Consider the following 17,684-nt stretch of genomic DNA (forward strand, 5'->3'; position numbering starts at 1 on the left):
TCTCATATTTAGCGCATAAAATATGGGAGATTGATAAAATCGCTACATTTCATGTAGTGATTTTTTTTGTCCACATTTATTTTATTATACATAAAAAAGAGGCGGCCTCATCGTTTGAGCCTACAACAAGGGTAAGTAGACAAAGCGATGAGACAAGCCTCTTATTTTTTTAGTAATCTTGTTTGCTCAATAAAATGACCGATCCGTTCGATAATTGGTTCTACTGTTTGTTCATTCGTCATAATATCATAGTCATTTATATTGATTCGTAAAACTGGACAAGCATTAAAATTATTGATCCAATGCTCATAACGCTGATGCATTTCTTCCCAATATTCAATTGGGGTTTGTTGTTCCATTGGACGCCCGCGCATTTTAATTCTTGATAAAATATCGTCTAAGCTTCCCTCAAGGTAAATAAGGAGATCAGGATGTGGAAAATAAGGAGTCATCACCATTGCATCAAATAGGTTCGTGTAAGTTTCATAATCTACTTCAGACATTGTTCCTTTTTCATAGTGCATTTTAGCGAATATTCCTGTGTCTTCATAAATTGAGCGATCTTGAATAAAGCCTCCGCCATATTCAAATATTTTTTTCTGCTCTTTAAAACGCTCTGCTAGAAAATAAATTTGTAAATGAAAACTCCAACGCTCAAAATCAGCATAAAATTTATCTAAATAAGGATTTGAGTCCACTTTTTCAAAAGATGTCTTGAAATCTAATGCTTTAGCTATGGCATTTGTCATTGTTGACTTTCCTACACCAACTGTACCAGCAATGGTAATCACGGCGTTTTTAGGAATATTATATTTATCTCGTAAATTCATTTGTACTTGCTCCTTTATGCAAAAACTGATCCAATGTATTTAAAATATACGTTAAATCACTTGGATTTTGTATAAAATCCATAGTATCTCCATTGAACCTTAAAACAGGAATTGAAGGATTTTCTTTTTCCCATTGTGTCATAGCGACTTCGTAGTCTTCAGATAACTGAAGAAGATATTTTGGATCAATATTACGCTCAATCTCTCGACCTCTTTTAGCAATACGCTTAAGAAGTGTTTCAAGACTAGCGTTTAAGTAAATAATGAGATTTGGTTTAGGCATATCTTCAGTTAAGATATCATAAATTTTTAAATACTTATCATACTGTTCCTTTTTTAACGTGCGCTTTGCAAAGATGAGATTTTTATAAATATGATAATCTGCTATGACTGATTTATTCATCTGCAGGTATTGTTTATTAATATCCTCTAATTGTTTAAACCGATTGCACAGGAAAAACATTTCAGTTTGGAAGCTCCATTCTTCAATGTTTGAGTAGAACTTTCCTAGAAAGGGATTTTCATCAACAATTTCTTTTAATAAATGAAATTGGTAATAATCAGCAATTGCCTTTGACAATGAAGTTTTTCCAACGCCAATCGGGCCCTCTACAGTGATGAAGGGTGTGTTCATAATGATGGGTCCTCCTTTAAAACAATACACTCAAGAAAAGCGCAAGCGCCCTCGAACAGACCGATAACATCAGGGGCAGTTCAAAATGCGACGTCATGTCGCACTTGCTGCACTTGATTTAGTGCATCTGGGTTAGGCGCTTTAAGGTAAACGAAAACTACTTATAAAAGACTTAAATTTTTATCTTTTTAAAAATCGACAAAATTCATTTTACCACAGCTTATAGATTTTTGAGGGGTGAATTGCATGAATCTTTGTATTTCCAGTATTTATATAAGAATGGATACATAAATAACACAATAAAACGGATCTGAAAAAATTCAGATCCGTCCGTGTTCATTCTTTCTTTTCTACCTCAAAATTATCTGAAATTAACAACCAGTTTTGCGGGAAAGCTAAACCAAGCTTCCAATAACTAATACCTCGTAAGTTGAGCTCCTTTATTAAATCAAACTTCGCTTGAATAGATCTTGCGTCCTCAAACCAAACCTTATGCTGCTTACCATTTTCATCCGTATAATTAAAGTGAGGAGCTTGTGCATTATAATCATACTGTATTGGTACATTATATCTGCTAGCTAATTGGATAGCTTGTTGTGGGCTTACAGCCTTTGCAAATTGTCCGCCTGGAACGAATGGTAATGTCCAGTCATACCCATATAGGTTCTGACCCATCATAATTTTACGGCTAGGCATTTCAGAAACGGCGTATTCAAGTACATCTCTTACAGGCCCGATAGGTGAAACAGCCATAGGTGGTCCTCCGCTATATCCCCACTCATATGTCATGATGACAACAAAATCGACAATTTCACCGTGCGCTCTATAATCATGTGCCTCATACCAACGCCCCGGTTGATCTGCTCTTGTTTTAGGAGCTAATGCTGTAGACAGTAACCAGCCTTCTCGGCTAAATCTCTGTTTCGCTTTCCTTAAAAATTGGTTATATGCCTCGCGATCCTGCGGTCTTAAAAATTCCATATCAAAATGGATGTCACGGAATCCATATTTCTTTGCTGTTGCCACAATATTATCTAAAAGCTTATTTTGAATATCCATGTTTGTTAATACAATTCTTCCAAGCTCATCGCTAAATTGATCATTTTCAAGATTGGTAATTGCCATCATTAATGTGACATTGTTTTGATCAGCGATTTGTCGAAAGTTATTTAGTAATGGTTCTTTTAAAGTACCGTCTCTTTGTATTTGAAAGCTAAATGGGCCGAGGTATGTTAAGTAAGGTGCTGCCTCTCGTGCGGATTGTTCTAAATTTGGAGACACACTAGTACCTCTTGGTTCAATATATGCGTTTGTTTCAGCTGATCTTTTTGGTTTATCAGGTAAGTACAGTCTATACCCAATTGAAAGTGGCTGATTTAAAGGGATATTATTAATTCTCGCTAATTCACTTGGGGAAAAGCCGAATCTTTGCCCGATTGTGTATAAGCTATCACCCGGTTTAACCCAATAAAAACTTCCCTTGATTGGAATGACAATTGCTTGACCAATTACTAAATTATTTGGATTTGGAATTTCATTTGTCCTAATAATTTCTTGAGGAGTTGTACTGTAAGCTTGTGCTATTCCATTCAATGTTTGTCCCTGTTGGACAATATGTATTTGCATGATTGTCCTCCTTATTATATGTATTTTGTACATCATATGATAAGGGGACACTGTACATGTTAAATAATTATATTTTCACTAGTCGTAATTGTGGCTTTAAGTGTTTTTTTCATCATTTTTAAGGCAAACGCATTATCTTCTTCTGTATTAGAAGCAATGCAATCAGAAGGAATAATGATATCATAGCCTCTCATATAAGCATCATTCGCGGTGAATAATACACAAATATTACCAGCAACTCCAGTGATGATTAACTCTTTTATTTCTAAGTTATAAAGAAGAGTGTTTAAGGCAGTGCCATAAAAAGCGGAGTGTTTTGGTTTAATTAAGAAGTACTCATCGTCTTCTGGAAAAATAGTATGGATAATGTTTTCATTCAAAGGATTTTTGCATGTTTCAGCAATCTTTTTAAAATCTGCCTGCCATAGTTCATAATGGTCATTAACATATATAATCGGATTGCCTAATGTTTTCATTTTCTTTTTTAAAGAAAAAATTTTATGTGAGATATCTTCTGTTTGCTTTGCTAACTCAGGGCCATAATCGAACTGAAAATCATTAATCATATCAATAATAAGAAGTGCTTGTTTTGGTTGCTTTTCCATAACGTATCTCCTTTAAATGAATTAAAAAATGATCATATTTGTCATTACATATGGTTTTGTTCTACCGTTAAGATAGATTTATGTAATAATAAGAAGTCATTCAATTTATAAAATGAATTATACTTATTTTGAAATTAATATTCGAAGGATTTGATTTATTATTATGCGGAAGTTGATTAATCTTATAATGAGGTCTTAGCAAAGTACTTCTGCTTTTCCAATTTGGTTGTAACTATTAGTAGATTATATAAGGGGCATATAGTAATGGATAATGATGAGTATTTTATGAACTTGGCCATTGAAGAAGCTAAAAAGGCCCAGGAAATAGGTGAAGTGCCAATTGGTGCTGTAATTGTCATGGATGGAAAGATCGTTTCTTCTGCGTTTAATTTACGAGAAAAAGATCAGCGGTCAATTGCACATGCAGAAATTTTAGCTATTGATGAGGCATGTAAAGCTCTAGGAACATGGAGATTAGAGGAGGCAACATTGTATGTAACATTGGAGCCGTGTCCGATGTGTGCAGGTGCCATTGTCTTATCTAGAATAAAACGGGTTGTATATGGAGCGTTCGATCCAAAAGGCGGCTGTGCAGGCACTTTGATGAATTTATTGCAAGAGGAACGATTTAATCACCAAGTTGAAGTGACGAGTGGTGTTGAAGAAGAAGTATGTAGTACGATGCTTAGTACTTTCTTTAGATCATTAAGAGAACGGAAAAAGAAAAACAAGGATTAATGGAAAAAACTTACGATGAGTAAACATTGCATTTTATGTGAGAAGGTTATATACTAATACATGTGTCGTACTTAACGACGCAACTAAATATGGTATCAATTTTGCCGTGCTAAGCGGGGAGGTAGCGGTGCCCTGTACTCGCAATCCGCTCTAGCGAGGCCGAATCCCTTCTAGAGGTTAGTTTACTGTAGGGCTGCCTCAAGTAAGTGGCGTTGAAGCCTGGGTCCTGCGCAATGGGAATCCATGAACCATGTCAGGTCCGGAAGGAAGCAGCATTAAGTGGAAGCTCCCATGTGCCGCAGGGTTGCCTGGGCCGAGCTAACTGCTTGAGTAACGCCTATGGTAGCTAATCGAAGGAAGGTGCACGGCAGTTAATTTTAAAATAATGACTCACTCTTTTTAAGGGTGAGTTTTTGTGTTGGATGTAAATACATAGCTGTGCTTATCACGTTTAGACGCCACCACATTGGCTTTTGTCTGAATGGAAAGTCACAAATCTCAAATTCCTGAGATGAGGTGTACAGCCTGATAAGAAAGAGATAAAAATCAATTGGAAGTTAAACACACACTTTTTAAAACGATTTTTGGTTGGTATAATAAAGTAGATGAAGAAAAAAGGGGGCGTTTTCGTGGGTTATCAAGCATTATATCGTGTTTATCGACCACAAGTATTTTATGATGTGGTTGGACAAGAACATATCACTAAAACGCTACAAAATGCCCTGCTACAAAATAAGTTCTCCCATGCATACCTTTTTTCAGGACCACGAGGGACAGGAAAAACAAGTGCTGCAAAAATATTTGCTAAAGCAGTAAACTGTGAAAAGGCTCCAGTAGCTGAACCATGCAACGAATGTGCAGCATGTAAAGGGATTACAAATGGCTCAATATCAGATGTTATTGAAATTGATGCTGCTTCTAATAATGGTGTTGATGAAATTAGAGATATACGCGACAAAGTGAAATATGCCCCTTCATCTGTACAGTATAAAGTATATATTGTCGATGAAGTTCATATGTTATCAATTGGAGCGTTTAATGCACTTTTAAAAACACTTGAAGAACCACCGAAGCATGTCATTTTTATTTTAGCAACGACAGAGCCGCATAAAATTCCCTTAACGATTATCTCTCGCTGTCAAAGGTTTGATTTTCGTCGAATAACAGCTTCAGCTATAGTGGGAAGAATGAAGGAAATTATACATAATCAGCATGTTGATGTTGAAGAAACTGCTTTAGATGTTATCGCTAGAGCAGCAGATGGAGGAATGCGTGATGCCCTTAGCCTCCTAGATCAAGCGATATCCTATAGTGATGAGAGAGTAAGAGTAGAAGAGGCATTACTTATCACTGGGGCCGTATCACAAGGGTTCCTTGGAAAGATTGCTGAAGCAATTCAGGAAAAGGATGCAACAGGAGCCCTGCAAGCTTTAGATCAGGTAATGTATCAAGGGAAGGATCCCGCAAGATTTATTGAAGATCTTACCTACTATTATCGAGATATGCTGTTATATCAAACTGCACCAACATTAGAGGATGTTTTAGAACGAGTTACTGTAGATGAAAAATTTACATTTCTTGCTGAAAAAATACCAGCAAGTGATATATATGAGATCATTGAAACATTAAGTAAGAGCCAACAAGAAATGAAATGGACTAATCATCCGAGGATCTTTTTGGAAATTGCATTTGTGAAGCTATGTCAGCATTCACCTGCATCATCACATTTCCAACAAGAGGAATACAATTCATTGCTAGAAAAGATAACAAATTTACAATCTGAATTAAACAAATTAAAGCAGCAAGGTATTTCGGCTCCACAGCAACAGGCTTCAGCATCAAATGAGCCAAAACAAAGATCGATGAAAAGTGGTTATAAAACACCTGAAGGAAGAATACAGGAAATTCTTAAAGTTGCTAGAAGAAAAGATTTAGAAGTCATTAAAGGTCGCTGGGGAGAGCTCTTAGATTTACTTAAAAGACAAAATAAAGTATCACATGCTGCTTTATTAAATGATAGTGAACCAGTTGCAGCTTCTGAAACTGCCTTTGTACTTAAATTTAAGTTTGAAATTCATTGTAAAATGGTTGCGGAAAACAATAACAATGTTCGAACAAATTTAGAACAAATTTTACAAGAAATAACGGGTAAAAGTTTGGAAATGGTTGGCGTTCCTGAACATGATTGGGTTAAAATAAGAGAGGACTTCCTACGAAATCAAAAAGATCAAGATGATACACAGCAAGATGTAGAAGAAGATCCGATTATTGCAGAGGCAATAAAATTAGTAGGTAATGACTTAATTGAAATAAAAGACTAATGTTTGGAGGAATGAAATATGATGCGTGGCGGCGGAATGGGCAACATGCAAAAAATGATGAAACAAATGCAAAAAATGCAGAAAGATATGGCAAAGGCTCAAGAGGAACTTGCTGTAAAAACAGTTGAGGGAACAGCCGGCGGCGGAATGGTTACTGTTATTGTTAATGGCCAAAAAGAATTAGTGGAAGTTAATATTAAAGAAGAAGTAGTAGATCCGGAAGATATCGAGATGTTACAAGATTTAGTATTAGCGGCAACAAATGATGCATTGAAAAAAATGGATGACTTAACAAATGATACAATGGGTCAATTTACAAAAGGAATGAATTTACCGGGAATGTTCTAGGAGGATTAATCATGCATTATCCTGAACCGATATCAAAGCTAATTGATAGCTTTATGAAATTGCCAGGAATTGGACCGAAAACGGCCGTTCGTCTGGCTTTTTTTGTCCTAAACATGAAAGAAGATGTGGTATTAGACTTTGCAAAGGCTCTAGTTAATGCGAAACGAAACCTATCTTATTGTTCTGTTTGTGGACATATAACAGATCAAGATCCTTGCTATATTTGTGAGGATGTACGACGTGATAAAAGTTTAGTTTGTGTTGTTCAAGATCCCAAGGATGTTATTGCTATGGAGAAAATGAAAGAATACAATGGCTTATATCATGTATTGCATGGTGCTATCTCACCAATGGATGGAATTGGACCTGAAGATATTAAAATACCTGAGTTATTAAAAAGACTTCAAGATGATGTGATTCAAGAAGTCATTCTGGCTACTAATCCTAATATTGAGGGAGAAGCGACAGCTATGTACATTTCTAGATTATTAAAACCATCAGGAATTAAATTAACAAGAATTGCACATGGTTTACCTGTAGGCGGAGACTTAGAATATGCAGATGAAGTGACTTTATCTAAAGCCTTAGAAGGAAGAAGAGAACTATAGCGTGATATCTCCATTCAGGAAGATTTAGAATGCTAGAATCACTTAACAATAAGTAAGGACCTATTATTACCTATAAATGTATGGCAAGGGAGGGTTAACATTGCTTTTTCGCCGAAAGGGTTGGTTAAGGAATCAATATGACCAACAATTAGTACAGAATTTACTCAATATGAAAAAAGAGTGGAATCGGCAAAAACAACTCGTTGATAAAAGTGTTGAACCCTCTTCACAAGTACTTTATGAATTAAAGATTGCGGAAGCAAAATATTTCTTTTTGTTAAAAGAAGCAAAAAACCGCAATATTAAAATCGGGAGAATATAAACTTCTTTCAAAAAGTACGAGGAATTTAGTCGGAAATGGCGCTTGTAAGGAAAAGCATTACTTACATATTTACTAATAAGCTTGTTCTATTTTTTCACTCCTTTCATATTTATTTACTATTAGAGATATGAAAGAGAGTGATGAAAGTGGATCCAATTCTCGTTTTTTCAATCCTTGGAGGATTAATCTTAATTCTTTTATTTGCAGGCGCACCAATTCGCCCACTTAGATGGGTAGGGAAGTTATCTATAAGGATCATCATAGGAGCATTAATGTTATTTTTAGTAAATGCTTTTGGTACGAGCCTTGATATACACATACCTATTAATTTTATAACATCAAGCATTTCTGGTATTTTAGGATTACCTGGCTTGGCTGCTATGATCATTATTAAAACAATGATTATTGGATAAAACAAATGGTTAACCATTTGTTTTGTTTTTTTTGTTGACATTAATATATAGAGATGATATATTAATAAACGTCGCTGAAAGAGAGACTACTGAATAAAAAGTTTTTACAAAAAAAACGTTGACTTAATATGAAGATACATGATATTATATTTAAGTCGCTTCGGTGACGATGTAAAAAGTTCTTTGAAAACTAAACAAAACCAAGCGTGCCAACGTTAATTTCGATTAACAAAACAACGTACTATAAAGTACAAAATTATGAGCTACATCAACTCTTTATTGGAGAGTTTGATCCTGGCTCAGGACGAACGCTGGCGGCGTGCCTAATACATGCAAGTCGAGCGAATCTGAGGGAGCTTGCTCCCAAAGATTAGCGGCGGACGGGTGAGTAACACGTGGGTAACCTGCCTGTAAGATTGGGATAACTCCGGGAAACCGGAGCTAATACCGGATAACATGTCGAACCGCATGGTTCGACATTGAAAGATGGCTTCGGCTATCACTTACAGATGGACCCGCGGCGCATTAGCTAGTTGGTGAGGTAACGGCTCACCAAGGCGACGATGCGTAGCCGACCTGAGAGGGTGATCGGCCACACTGGGACTGAGACACGGCCCAGACTCCTACGGGAGGCAGCAGTAGGGAATCTTCCGCAATGGACGAAAGTCTGACGGAGCAACGCCGCGTGAACGATGAAGGCCTTCGGGTCGTAAAGTTCTGTTGTTAGGGAAGAACATGTACCAGAGTAACTGCTGGTACCTTGACGGTACCTAACCAGAAAGCCACGGCTAACTACGTGCCAGCAGCCGCGGTAATACGTAGGTGGCAAGCGTTGTCCGGAATTATTGGGCGTAAAGCGCGCGCAGGTGGTTTCTTAAGTCTGATGTGAAAGCCCACGGCTCAACCGTGGAGGGTCATTGGAAACTGGGGAACTTGAGTGCAGAAGAGGAAAGTGGAATTCCAAGTGTAGCGGTGAAATGCGTAGAGATTTGGAGGAACACCAGTGGCGAAGGCGACTTTCTGGTCTGTAACTGACACTGAGGCGCGAAAGCGTGGGGAGCGAACAGGATTAGATACCCTGGTAGTCCACGCCGTAAACGATGAGTGCTAAGTGTTAGAGGGTTTCCGCCCTTTAGTGCTGCAGCAAACGCATTAAGCACTCCGCCTGGGGAGTACGGTCGCAAGACTGAAACTCAAAGGAATTGACGGGGGCCCGCACAAGCGGTGGAGCATGTGGTTTAATTCGAAGCAACGCGAAGAACCTTACCAGGTCTTGACATCCCACTGACCGGTATAGAGATATACCTTTCCCTTCGGGGACAGTGGTGACAGGTGGTGCATGGTTGTCGTCAGCTCGTGTCGTGAGATGTTGGGTTAAGTCCCGCAACGAGCGCAACCCTTGATCTTAGTTGCCAGCATTCAGTTGGGCACTCTAAGGTGACTGCCGGTGACAAACCGGAGGAAGGTGGGGATGACGTCAAATCATCATGCCCCTTATGACCTGGGCTACACACGTGCTACAATGGATGGTACAAAGGGCTGCAAGACTGCGAAGTCAAGCCAATCCCATAAAACCATTCTCAGTTCGGATTGCAGGCTGCAACTCGCCTGCATGAAGCCGGAATCGCTAGTAATCGCGGATCAGCATGCCGCGGTGAATACGTTCCCGGGCCTTGTACACACCGCCCGTCACACCACGAGAGTTTGTAACACCCGAAGTCGGTGGGGTAACCGTAAGGAGCCAGCCGCCTAAGGTGGGACAGATGATTGGGGTGAAGTCGTAACAAGGTAGCCGTATCGGAAGGTGCGGCTGGATCACCTCCTTTCTAAGGAAAATGAGGCACACTTGGTTTTTGTTTAGTTTTGAGAGAACTTTGTTCTCCAATGATATATTCATAGAGATGGGCCTATAGCTCAGCTGGTTAGAGCGCACGCCTGATAAGCGTGAGGTCGATGGTTCGAGTCCATTTAGGCCCACCATCTCAAAGAAAACGGGGCCTTAGCTCAGCTGGGAGAGCGCCTGCTTTGCACGCAGGAGGTCAGCGGTTCGATCCCGCTAGGCTCCACCAATGTTCCTTGAAAACTAGATAACGATAACAATTCAAGTAATTCACTGAGTTTAAACGCTTAGTTTAGTGATTCTCTTAATAATGATTAAAATGACATTTTTAATGTCAAAGGTTAAGTTGTTAAGGGCGCACGGTGGATGCCTTGGCACTAGGAGCCGATGAAGGACGGTACTAACACCGATATGCTTCGGGGAGCTGTAAGTAAGCTTTGATCCGGAGATTTCCGAATGGGGGAACCCACTGCTCGTAATGGAGTAGTATTTTCACCTGAATACATAGGGTGATAAAGGCAGACCCGGGGAACTGAAACATCTAAGTACCCGGAGGAAGAGAAAGCAAACGCGATTTCCCAAGTAGCGGCGAGCGAAACGGAATTAGCCCAAACCAAGAGGCTTGCCTCTTGGGGTTGTAGGACACTCTATACGGAGTTACAAAGGAACGGAGTAAATGAAGAGGTCTGGAAAGGCCCGTCAAAGAAGGTAACAACCCTGTAGTTGAAACTTCGTTCCCTCCAGAGTGGATCCTGAGTACGGCGGGACACGTGAAATCCCGTCGGAAGCAGGGAGGACCATCTCCCAAGGCTAAATACTCCCTAGTGACCGATAGTGAACCAGTACCGTGAGGGAAAGGTGAAAAGCACCCCGGAAGGGGAGTGAAAGAGATCCTGAAACCGTGTGCCTACAAGTAGTCAAAGCCCGTTAATGGGTAATGGCGTGCCTTTTGTAGAATGAACCGGCGAGTTACGATCCCGTGCAAGGTTAAGTTGATGAGACGGAGCCGCAGCGAAAGCGAGTCTGAATAGGGCGAAAGAGTACGTGGTCGTAGACCCGAAACCAGGTGATCTACCCATGTCCAGGGTGAAGTTCAGGTAACACTGAATGGAGGCCCGAACCCACGCACGTTGAAAAGTGCGGGGATGAGGTGTGGGTAGCGGAGAAATTCCAATCGAACTTGGAGATAGCTGGTTCTCTCCGAAATAGCTTTAGGGCTAGCCTTGAAATTGAGAGTCTTGGAGGTAGAGCACTGATTGGACTAGGGGCCCCCATCGGGTTACCGAATTCAGTCAAACTCCGAATGCCAAAGACTTATGTTCAGGAGTCAGACTGCGAGTGATAAGATCCGTAGTCAAGAGGGAAACAGCCCAGACCACCAGCTAAGGTCCCAAAGTATACGTTAAGTGGAAAAGGATGTGGAGTTGCTTAGACAACCAGGATGTTGGCTTAGAAGCAGCCACCATTTAAAGAGTGCGTAATAGCTCACTGGTCGAGTGACTCTGCGCCGAAAATGTACCGGGGCTAAACGTATCACCGAAGCTGTGGATTGTTCTTACGAACAATGGTAGGAGAGCGTTCTAAGGGCTGTGAAGCTAGACCGGAAGGACTAGTGGAGCGCTTAGAAGTGAGAATGCCGGTATGAGTAGCGAAAGAGGGGTGAGAATCCCCTCCACCGAATGCCTAAGGTTTCCTGAGGAAGGCTCGTCCGCTCAGGGTTAGTCGGGACCTAAGCCGAGGCCGAAAGGCGTAGGCGATGGACAACAGGTTGAAATTCCTGTACCACCTCCTCACCATTTGAGCAATGGGGGGACGCAGAAGGATAGGGTAAGCGCGCTGTTGGATTAGCGCGTCCAAGCAGTTAGGCTGACAACGAGGCAAATCCCGTTGTCGTAAAGGCTGAGCTGTGATGGCGAGGGAAATATAGTACCGAAGTTCCTGATTCCACACTGCCAAGAAAAGCCTCTAGCGAGGTGAGAGGTGCCCGTACCGCAAACCGACACAGGTAGGCGAGGAGAGAATCCTAAGGTGAGCGAGAGAACTCTCGTTAAGGAACTCGGCAAAATGACCCCGTAACTTCGGGAGAAGGGGTGCTTTTTCAGGGCTTGCCCTGCGAAAAGCCGCAGTGAATAGGCCCAGGCGACTGTTTAGCAAAAACACAGGTCTCTGCGAAGCCGCAAGGCGAAGTATAGGGGCTGACGCCTGCCCGGTGCTGGAAGGTTAAGGGGAGAGGTTAGCGCAAGCGAAGCTTTGAACCGAAGCCCCAGTAAACGGCGGCCGTAACTATAACGGTCCTAAGGTAGCGAAATTCCTTGTCGGGTAAGTTCCGACCCGCACGAAAGGCGTAACGATCTGGGCACTGTCTCAACGAGAGACTCGGTGAAATTATAGTACCTGTGAAGATGCAGGTTACCCGCGACAGGACGGAAAGACCCCGTGGAGCTTTACTGTAGCCTGATATTGAATTTTGGTACAGCTTGTACAGGATAGGTAGGAGCCTGAGAAGCCGGAGCGCTAGCTTCGGTGGAGGCGTCGGTGGGATACTACCCTGGCTGTATTGAAATTCTAACCCGCAGCCCTTATCGGGCTGGGAGACAGTGTCAGGTGGGCAGTTTGACTGGGGCGGTCGCCTCCTAAAATGTAACGGAGGCGCCCAAAGGTTCCCTCAGAATGGTTGGAAATCATTCGTAGAGTGTAAAGGCACAAGGGAGCTTGACTGCGAGACCTACAAGTCGAGCAGGGACGAAAGTCGGGCTTAGTGATCCGGTGGTTCCGCATGGAAGGGCCATCGCTCAACGGATAAAAGCTACCCCGGGGATAACAGGCTTATCTCCCCCAAGAGTCCACATCGACGGGGAGGTTTGGCACCTCGATGTCGGCTCATCGCATCCTGGGGCTGTAGTCGGTCCCAAGGGTTGGGCTGTTCGCCCATTAAAGCGGTACGCGAGCTGGGTTCAGAACGTCGTGAGACAGTTCGGTCCCTATCCGTCGTGGGCGTAGGAAATTTGAGAGGAGCTGTCCTTAGTACGAGAGGACCGGGATGGACGCACCGCTGGTGTACCAGTTGTCTTGCCAAAGGCATAGCTGGGTAGCTATGTGCGGAAGGGATAAGTGCTGAAAGCATCTAAGCATGAAGCCCCCCTCAAGATGAGATTTCCCATAGCGTAAGCTAGTAAGATCCCTGAAAGATGATCAGGTTGATAGGTCAGAGGTGGAAGCGCGGTGACGTGTGGAGCTGACTGATACTAATCGATCGAGGACTTAACCTAAATAGAAAAGCGGAAGAAGCCCGCTTAAATCCATAGGGCATTGGAGCGCTCGAGAAGAAGTCGTACTTTGACTTCGCAGGAGAGTGTGAAATGACCGTAGGATTTGGCTTCTGGAGCTGGACAATGTAAGAGTATAAACTCAGTTGAGTGAATTGAATTGTGAATCGTTATCTAGTTTTGAAGGAATATCCCTTCAAACTTAATATTATTTGGTGACGATGGCGAAGAGGTCACACCCGTTCCCATGCCGAACACGGAAGTTAAGCTCTTCAGCGCCGATGGTAGTTAGGGGTTTCCCCTTGTGAGAGTAGGACGTTGCCAAGTAAGAAGAAAAAGATCAACAGAGATGTTGGTCTTTTTTATTTGAGTAAAAATAATACAATTTAAAAAAAGAAACGAAAGATAAGATATACCTACTAGCCTGATGCTTGGGAGAAGCAAGAATGCAGTAGGAAACGCAGAAGACAGCAAATCTAATGTAAGTCCATATGAGAGTGAATCTTTTCCAAGGTAAAAAAGAGACTAATAGAGATATATGTTGCTATGTATTTTCCCTAGACAAACACAAAAGCCGTTAACGTATCATAAGGTAATGAAAAAATAGTTAATAAATTCTAAATTGTGTATACATTAGACGAATTCGGGCAAACTAAAAAGTATGGAGGTGGAGAATATGAATTCTAATAGTTTACAAAAGTTAAATGGGGAAATATGTATCATATGTGATTTGAAAAAGTCGACGGGTATTCATCTTTATACGAGTTTTATTTGTGTAGATTGTGAAAAAGAAATGACGAACACACAAACTTCTGATCCAAAATATCAATATTATCTAGAAAAATTAAGAAGAGTAAAAAATCCGCCATTATATTCATAATGAGAATTGGTGTCACATATATCGCCTGGTCTAAAAGTAGTGGGATTTAACGTGCAGATACAGTAATAAGACATCGGCACTTGTGTATGTGCTGATGAATAATAAGATACTTTTTTCTCAAAGAGGGCTAACTGAAAAGTTGGTCTTTTTTCATGTGGATAAGAATTGGGGAATTTAAATTGACTCTAGTATATACTCAGTAAGTTAAGTATTGTTATAATTATTCATATAAATAAAAGGACGATGATCTACTATGGAAACACCCCTCTTTACAGCGATCATGCAACATACAAAGAAGAAACCACTATCCTTGCATGTACCTGGTCATAAAAATGGGACTGTATTTCTGCAACAAGCTGCTCAAGTCTATCAAGGTATTTTACCTTATGATGTTACGGAACTGACCGGATTAGATGATTTGCATCATCCTGTTGAAGCGATTGCCAAGGCACAGCAGTTAACAGCCAATTTATATGGTGTGCAAAACTCATACTTTTTAGTTAACGGTTCAACAGTCGGAAATCTAGCGATGATCCTCACATGCTGTCAAGAAAATGATGTGGTACTAGTCCAACGAAATTCACATAAATCTATTATTAATGGAATACAATTAGCTGGGGCTACTCCTGTTTTTTTATCTCCGAAAGTAGATAATGAGTATCATGTTCCTTCCTATGTTGAAATGGAAACGATTAAGGAAGCAATAAGCAGATATCCGCAGGCTAAAGCTTTGATTTTAACTAACCCAAATTATTATGGGTTAACGATAGATTTGAGTCATATTATTCAATTAGCACATAAGCACAACATTCCTGTACTTGTTGATGAAGCACATGGTGCTCATTTTATAGCGGGAAATCAATTTCCTATTTCTGCAATACAGGCGGGTGCAGATATTGTTGTACATTCTGCTCACAAAACGTTACCAGCTATGACAATGGGCTCCTATTTACATATGAATAGTAAATTAGTTGATAAGGAAAAGCTTGAGTTTTATTTATCTGTTTTGCAAAGCAGCAGTCCTTCTTATCCGATCATGGTATCACTAGATTTAGCAAGAGCTTATCTTGAAAATATTAAGAGGGAAGACAAGCAGTTTGAAATTTTAGAAGTAGTAGAAGATTTTAAGAAGCAATTAAATTCTTTTAATGAAATAGAGATTACCGAATCAAAAGATAAGTTGGTGAAAACCGATCCGTTAAAGGTTACCATCCATTCAAGAAGTGGACTATCTGGGTTTGCTCTTCAGGATTTTTTTGAATCTCAACATATTTATGCTGAACTGGCTGACTCAGAGAACTTGTTGTTTATCTTGCCATTGGATCATAAAAGGGGAATAATAAATGAACTGGAAACAATCAACAAAAAGGTAACTTCCCTCCCTCGATCTGCTCAAAACAGTCGAGTTCATACAATATCTAGTCATACTAGCAAAATTCAACCATTAGAAAAATCTTTTTCATACTTGAAAACGTGTGAAAAGAAATTAGTAGCACTTGATGAGGCAATTGATTGTTATTCAGCTGAGTCAATTATTCCATATCCGCCCGGAATACCATTTATCGTAATTGGTGAAACAATTACATCTGCTATGATTGAAGAATTAAAGGAATTAATGGAGTCTGGTATTAAGATTCAAGGTGACGATCATATTCGACAAGGTAAAATAGCAATCTATATGAAATGAAGGTGAGTATTTTGAAGGGGAAATTTATAACATTTGAAGGCCCTGACGGAGCTGGCAAGACAACGGTATTAGAAATGCTAGTGAAGGATATAAATGAGTCTGGGATTGATGCAGTTTTTACTAGGGAACCTGGTGGCATTCATATAGCAGAGAAAATTCGCGAAGTAATTTTGAATAAAGAGCATACAGAAATGGATTCTAGAACAGAAGCACTTCTTTATGCAGCAGCAAGAAGACAACATCTTGTTGAGAAAGTGATTCCTTCCATTAATAATGGTAAACATGTATTTTGTGATAGATTTATCGATAGTTCCCTGGCATACCAAGGTTATGCAAGAGGAATTGGAATTGATGAGGTATTTTCAATAAATGAATTTGCTATTAATGGTTTTATGCCTGACTTGACCTTATATTTTAAAATTGATCCAAAAACTGGACTTAAAAGAATAGCGAAAAATAAAGGAAGAGAGATTAATCGACTTGATTTAGAAGACATATCCTTTCATAACAAGGTTCAAGAAGGGTATGAGAAAGTAATAAGTAGCTTCCAGGAAAGAATTGTTGTTATCAATGCTAATCAAGCAATTGATAAAGTTTTACAGGATGTGAAGAATGTGTTGAAAGAACATCTCCACTTTTAAACGAATTTTGGCACTAATTTACCATTAAACATGCAATGATTCACTATGATGAACATGTTACAATAAAGGGAGGCAACTCAATATGAAATTAATTATTGTAGTCGTACAGGACCAAGATAGTAATAAACTATTGAATGCTCTAACAGAACATAATTTCCGGGTAACAAAATTATCTAGTACAGGTGGATTCCTTAAATCTGGTAATACGACATTTATGATAGGTACACAAGACATAAGAGTTGATAAGGCCCTACAGATCATTAAGGATAATTGTAAATCGAGAGAGAAACTTATTGCACCTGTCTCACCTATGGGAGGAAATGCCGATTCCTTTATTCCATATCCTGTAGAAGTTGAGGTTGGCGGGGCAACTGTTTTTGTCCTCCCTGTAGAGCAATTTCACCATTTTTAGAAGTTTTTCTTTAAAACGATAGAATTTCTCCGGCATGAAGTTAGTGGCGATTTTTTCACGGGGGTTTTTATGAAAATCAGTCAAGATTTACGTTCAACATTAGATAAACGAGGTCAAGAGCAAAAAGCTGCTCAAATTTCTTCTAAAGGATTCCAGAGTTTAATGGTTCAACAGGGGAATAAACTTCAATTGGATCAATTGAATAAATTACTTGTTAACATTGAAGATGTTGGAAGGCGCCTTGCCAAATCTAGAAATTTTAGCGATCTCTCAAAATATAAGTTATTGGTTAAGAAATTTATTAATGAGGCTGTGGAATATGGAATGAGCATGAAGCAGTCAAGAAGCTGGGATCACTATGGAAATAGTCGGTCTTTAAAAATTGTTGAGCAAGTTGATCAGTCACTAAGCGAGTTAGCAGAGGAAATTGTAAGGAAAGAAAGCTCAATGATAAATGTACTAGCAAAAATAGGTGAGATTAAAGGACTACTTATTAACCTATATACGTAGAGA

Annotated in this window: 15 protein-coding genes, 2 tRNA genes, 3 rRNA genes and 1 other RNA gene; 17 read left to right on the forward strand and 4 right to left on the reverse strand. The window is 39.9% G+C overall.

Features of this window, described 5'->3' with window-relative positions:
- Positions 1 to 161 precede the first annotated feature (161 nt).
- From GMB29_RS00110 to GMB29_RS00125, 4 genes are all read right to left on the reverse strand, one after another.
- On the reverse strand, positions 162 to 830 hold the full coding sequence (locus GMB29_RS00110; RefSeq protein WP_136359138.1) for a deoxynucleoside kinase: 669 nt from the start codon (positions 828 to 830) through the stop codon (positions 162 to 164).
- Positions 814 to 1,467, reverse strand: coding sequence for a deoxynucleoside kinase (locus tag GMB29_RS00115; protein ID WP_136359155.1), 654 nt, complete (start codon positions 1,465 to 1,467; stop codon positions 814 to 816). The genes GMB29_RS00110 and GMB29_RS00115 overlap by 17 nt, the downstream gene beginning before the upstream one ends.
- A gap of 333 nt (positions 1,468 to 1,800) precedes the next feature.
- Positions 1,801 to 3,090 (reverse strand): glycoside hydrolase family 18 protein, encoded by a 1,290-nt coding sequence (locus GMB29_RS00120; protein ID WP_136359136.1) that lies wholly within the window; start codon positions 3,088 to 3,090, stop codon positions 1,801 to 1,803.
- Between the two features lie 59 nt (positions 3,091 to 3,149).
- Complete coding sequence (locus GMB29_RS00125; protein ID WP_136359134.1) at positions 3,150 to 3,695, reverse strand: cysteine hydrolase family protein; 546 nt, start codon at positions 3,693 to 3,695, stop codon at positions 3,150 to 3,152.
- Positions 3,696 to 3,959: 264 nt separating this feature from the next.
- Here GMB29_RS00125 and tadA point away from each other — a divergent pair, with 264 nt between their 5' ends.
- From tadA to GMB29_RS00210, 17 genes are all read left to right on the forward strand, one after another.
- Positions 3,960 to 4,433 carry a tRNA adenosine(34) deaminase TadA gene (tadA, locus tag GMB29_RS00130; RefSeq protein WP_136359132.1) on the forward strand — a complete coding sequence of 158 codons (474 nt, stop codon included), beginning with the start codon at positions 3,960 to 3,962 and terminating at the stop codon, positions 4,431 to 4,433.
- Between the two features lie 104 nt (positions 4,434 to 4,537).
- Positions 4,538 to 4,801: signal recognition particle sRNA large type (ffs, locus tag GMB29_RS00135), an RNA gene on the forward strand.
- A 261-nt stretch (positions 4,802 to 5,062) separates the two neighbouring features.
- A complete protein-coding gene (dnaX, locus tag GMB29_RS00140; RefSeq protein ID WP_136359130.1) occupies positions 5,063 to 6,754 on the forward strand; it encodes a DNA polymerase III subunit gamma/tau in 1,692 nt (563 codons plus the stop codon).
- Positions 6,755 to 6,775: 21 nt separating this feature from the next.
- Positions 6,776 to 7,102 carry a YbaB/EbfC family nucleoid-associated protein gene (locus GMB29_RS00145; protein WP_136359153.1) on the forward strand — a complete coding sequence of 109 codons (327 nt, stop codon included), beginning with the start codon at positions 6,776 to 6,778 and terminating at the stop codon, positions 7,100 to 7,102.
- 11 nt (positions 7,103 to 7,113) lie between these two features.
- Positions 7,114 to 7,710 (forward strand): recombination protein RecR, encoded by a 597-nt coding sequence (gene recR, locus GMB29_RS00150; RefSeq protein ID WP_136359128.1) that lies wholly within the window; start codon positions 7,114 to 7,116, stop codon positions 7,708 to 7,710.
- A gap of 100 nt (positions 7,711 to 7,810) precedes the next feature.
- Positions 7,811 to 8,032 carry a YaaL family protein gene (locus tag GMB29_RS00155; RefSeq protein WP_136359126.1) on the forward strand — a complete coding sequence of 74 codons (222 nt, stop codon included), beginning with the start codon at positions 7,811 to 7,813 and terminating at the stop codon, positions 8,030 to 8,032.
- Between the two features lie 140 nt (positions 8,033 to 8,172).
- The gene (locus GMB29_RS00160) at positions 8,173 to 8,445 is read left to right on the forward strand and encodes a pro-sigmaK processing inhibitor BofA family protein (RefSeq protein ID WP_319941448.1); all 273 of its coding nucleotides are present in this window, start codon (positions 8,173 to 8,175) and stop codon (positions 8,443 to 8,445) included.
- 276 nt (positions 8,446 to 8,721) lie between these two features.
- Positions 8,722 to 10,271, forward strand: a 16S ribosomal RNA gene (locus GMB29_RS00165).
- A 77-nt stretch (positions 10,272 to 10,348) separates the two neighbouring features.
- Positions 10,349 to 10,425: transfer RNA gene (locus GMB29_RS00170), tRNA-Ile, on the forward strand.
- A gap of 13 nt (positions 10,426 to 10,438) precedes the next feature.
- Positions 10,439 to 10,514: transfer RNA gene (locus GMB29_RS00175), tRNA-Ala, on the forward strand.
- Positions 10,515 to 10,624: 110 nt separating this feature from the next.
- Positions 10,625 to 13,554: ribosomal RNA gene (locus GMB29_RS00180) — 23S ribosomal RNA — on the forward strand.
- A 208-nt stretch (positions 13,555 to 13,762) separates the two neighbouring features.
- A 5S ribosomal RNA gene (gene rrf, locus GMB29_RS00185) occupies positions 13,763 to 13,878 on the forward strand.
- Together the 16S, 23S and 5S rRNA genes with 2 tRNA genes alongside form the textbook arrangement of a ribosomal RNA operon.
- 349 nt (positions 13,879 to 14,227) lie before the next feature.
- Positions 14,228 to 14,431 (forward strand): sigma factor G inhibitor Gin, encoded by a 204-nt coding sequence (locus tag GMB29_RS00190; protein WP_227551442.1) that lies wholly within the window; start codon positions 14,228 to 14,230, stop codon positions 14,429 to 14,431.
- Between the two features lie 253 nt (positions 14,432 to 14,684).
- Positions 14,685 to 16,118: an aminotransferase class I/II-fold pyridoxal phosphate-dependent enzyme gene (locus GMB29_RS00195; RefSeq protein WP_136358150.1), complete on the forward strand. Its 1,434-nt coding sequence runs from the start codon at positions 14,685 to 14,687 to the stop codon at positions 16,116 to 16,118.
- Between the two features lie 11 nt (positions 16,119 to 16,129).
- Positions 16,130 to 16,759 carry a dTMP kinase gene (tmk, locus tag GMB29_RS00200; RefSeq protein WP_211091276.1) on the forward strand — a complete coding sequence of 210 codons (630 nt, stop codon included), beginning with the start codon at positions 16,130 to 16,132 and terminating at the stop codon, positions 16,757 to 16,759.
- A gap of 82 nt (positions 16,760 to 16,841) precedes the next feature.
- The gene (locus GMB29_RS00205) at positions 16,842 to 17,171 is read left to right on the forward strand and encodes a cyclic di-AMP receptor DarA (protein WP_136358152.1); all 330 of its coding nucleotides are present in this window, start codon (positions 16,842 to 16,844) and stop codon (positions 17,169 to 17,171) included.
- 69 nt (positions 17,172 to 17,240) lie between these two features.
- Entirely contained in the window at positions 17,241 to 17,681 is a 441-nt protein-coding gene (locus GMB29_RS00210; RefSeq protein WP_136358154.1) for a YaaR family protein, read from the forward strand.
- Positions 17,682 to 17,684: the final 3 nt, after the last annotated feature.

The sequence above is a fragment of the Metabacillus sediminilitoris genome (genome assembly GCF_009720625.1).
In the GTDB taxonomy this organism is placed as follows: domain Bacteria; phylum Bacillota; class Bacilli; order Bacillales; family Bacillaceae; genus Metabacillus; species Metabacillus sediminilitoris.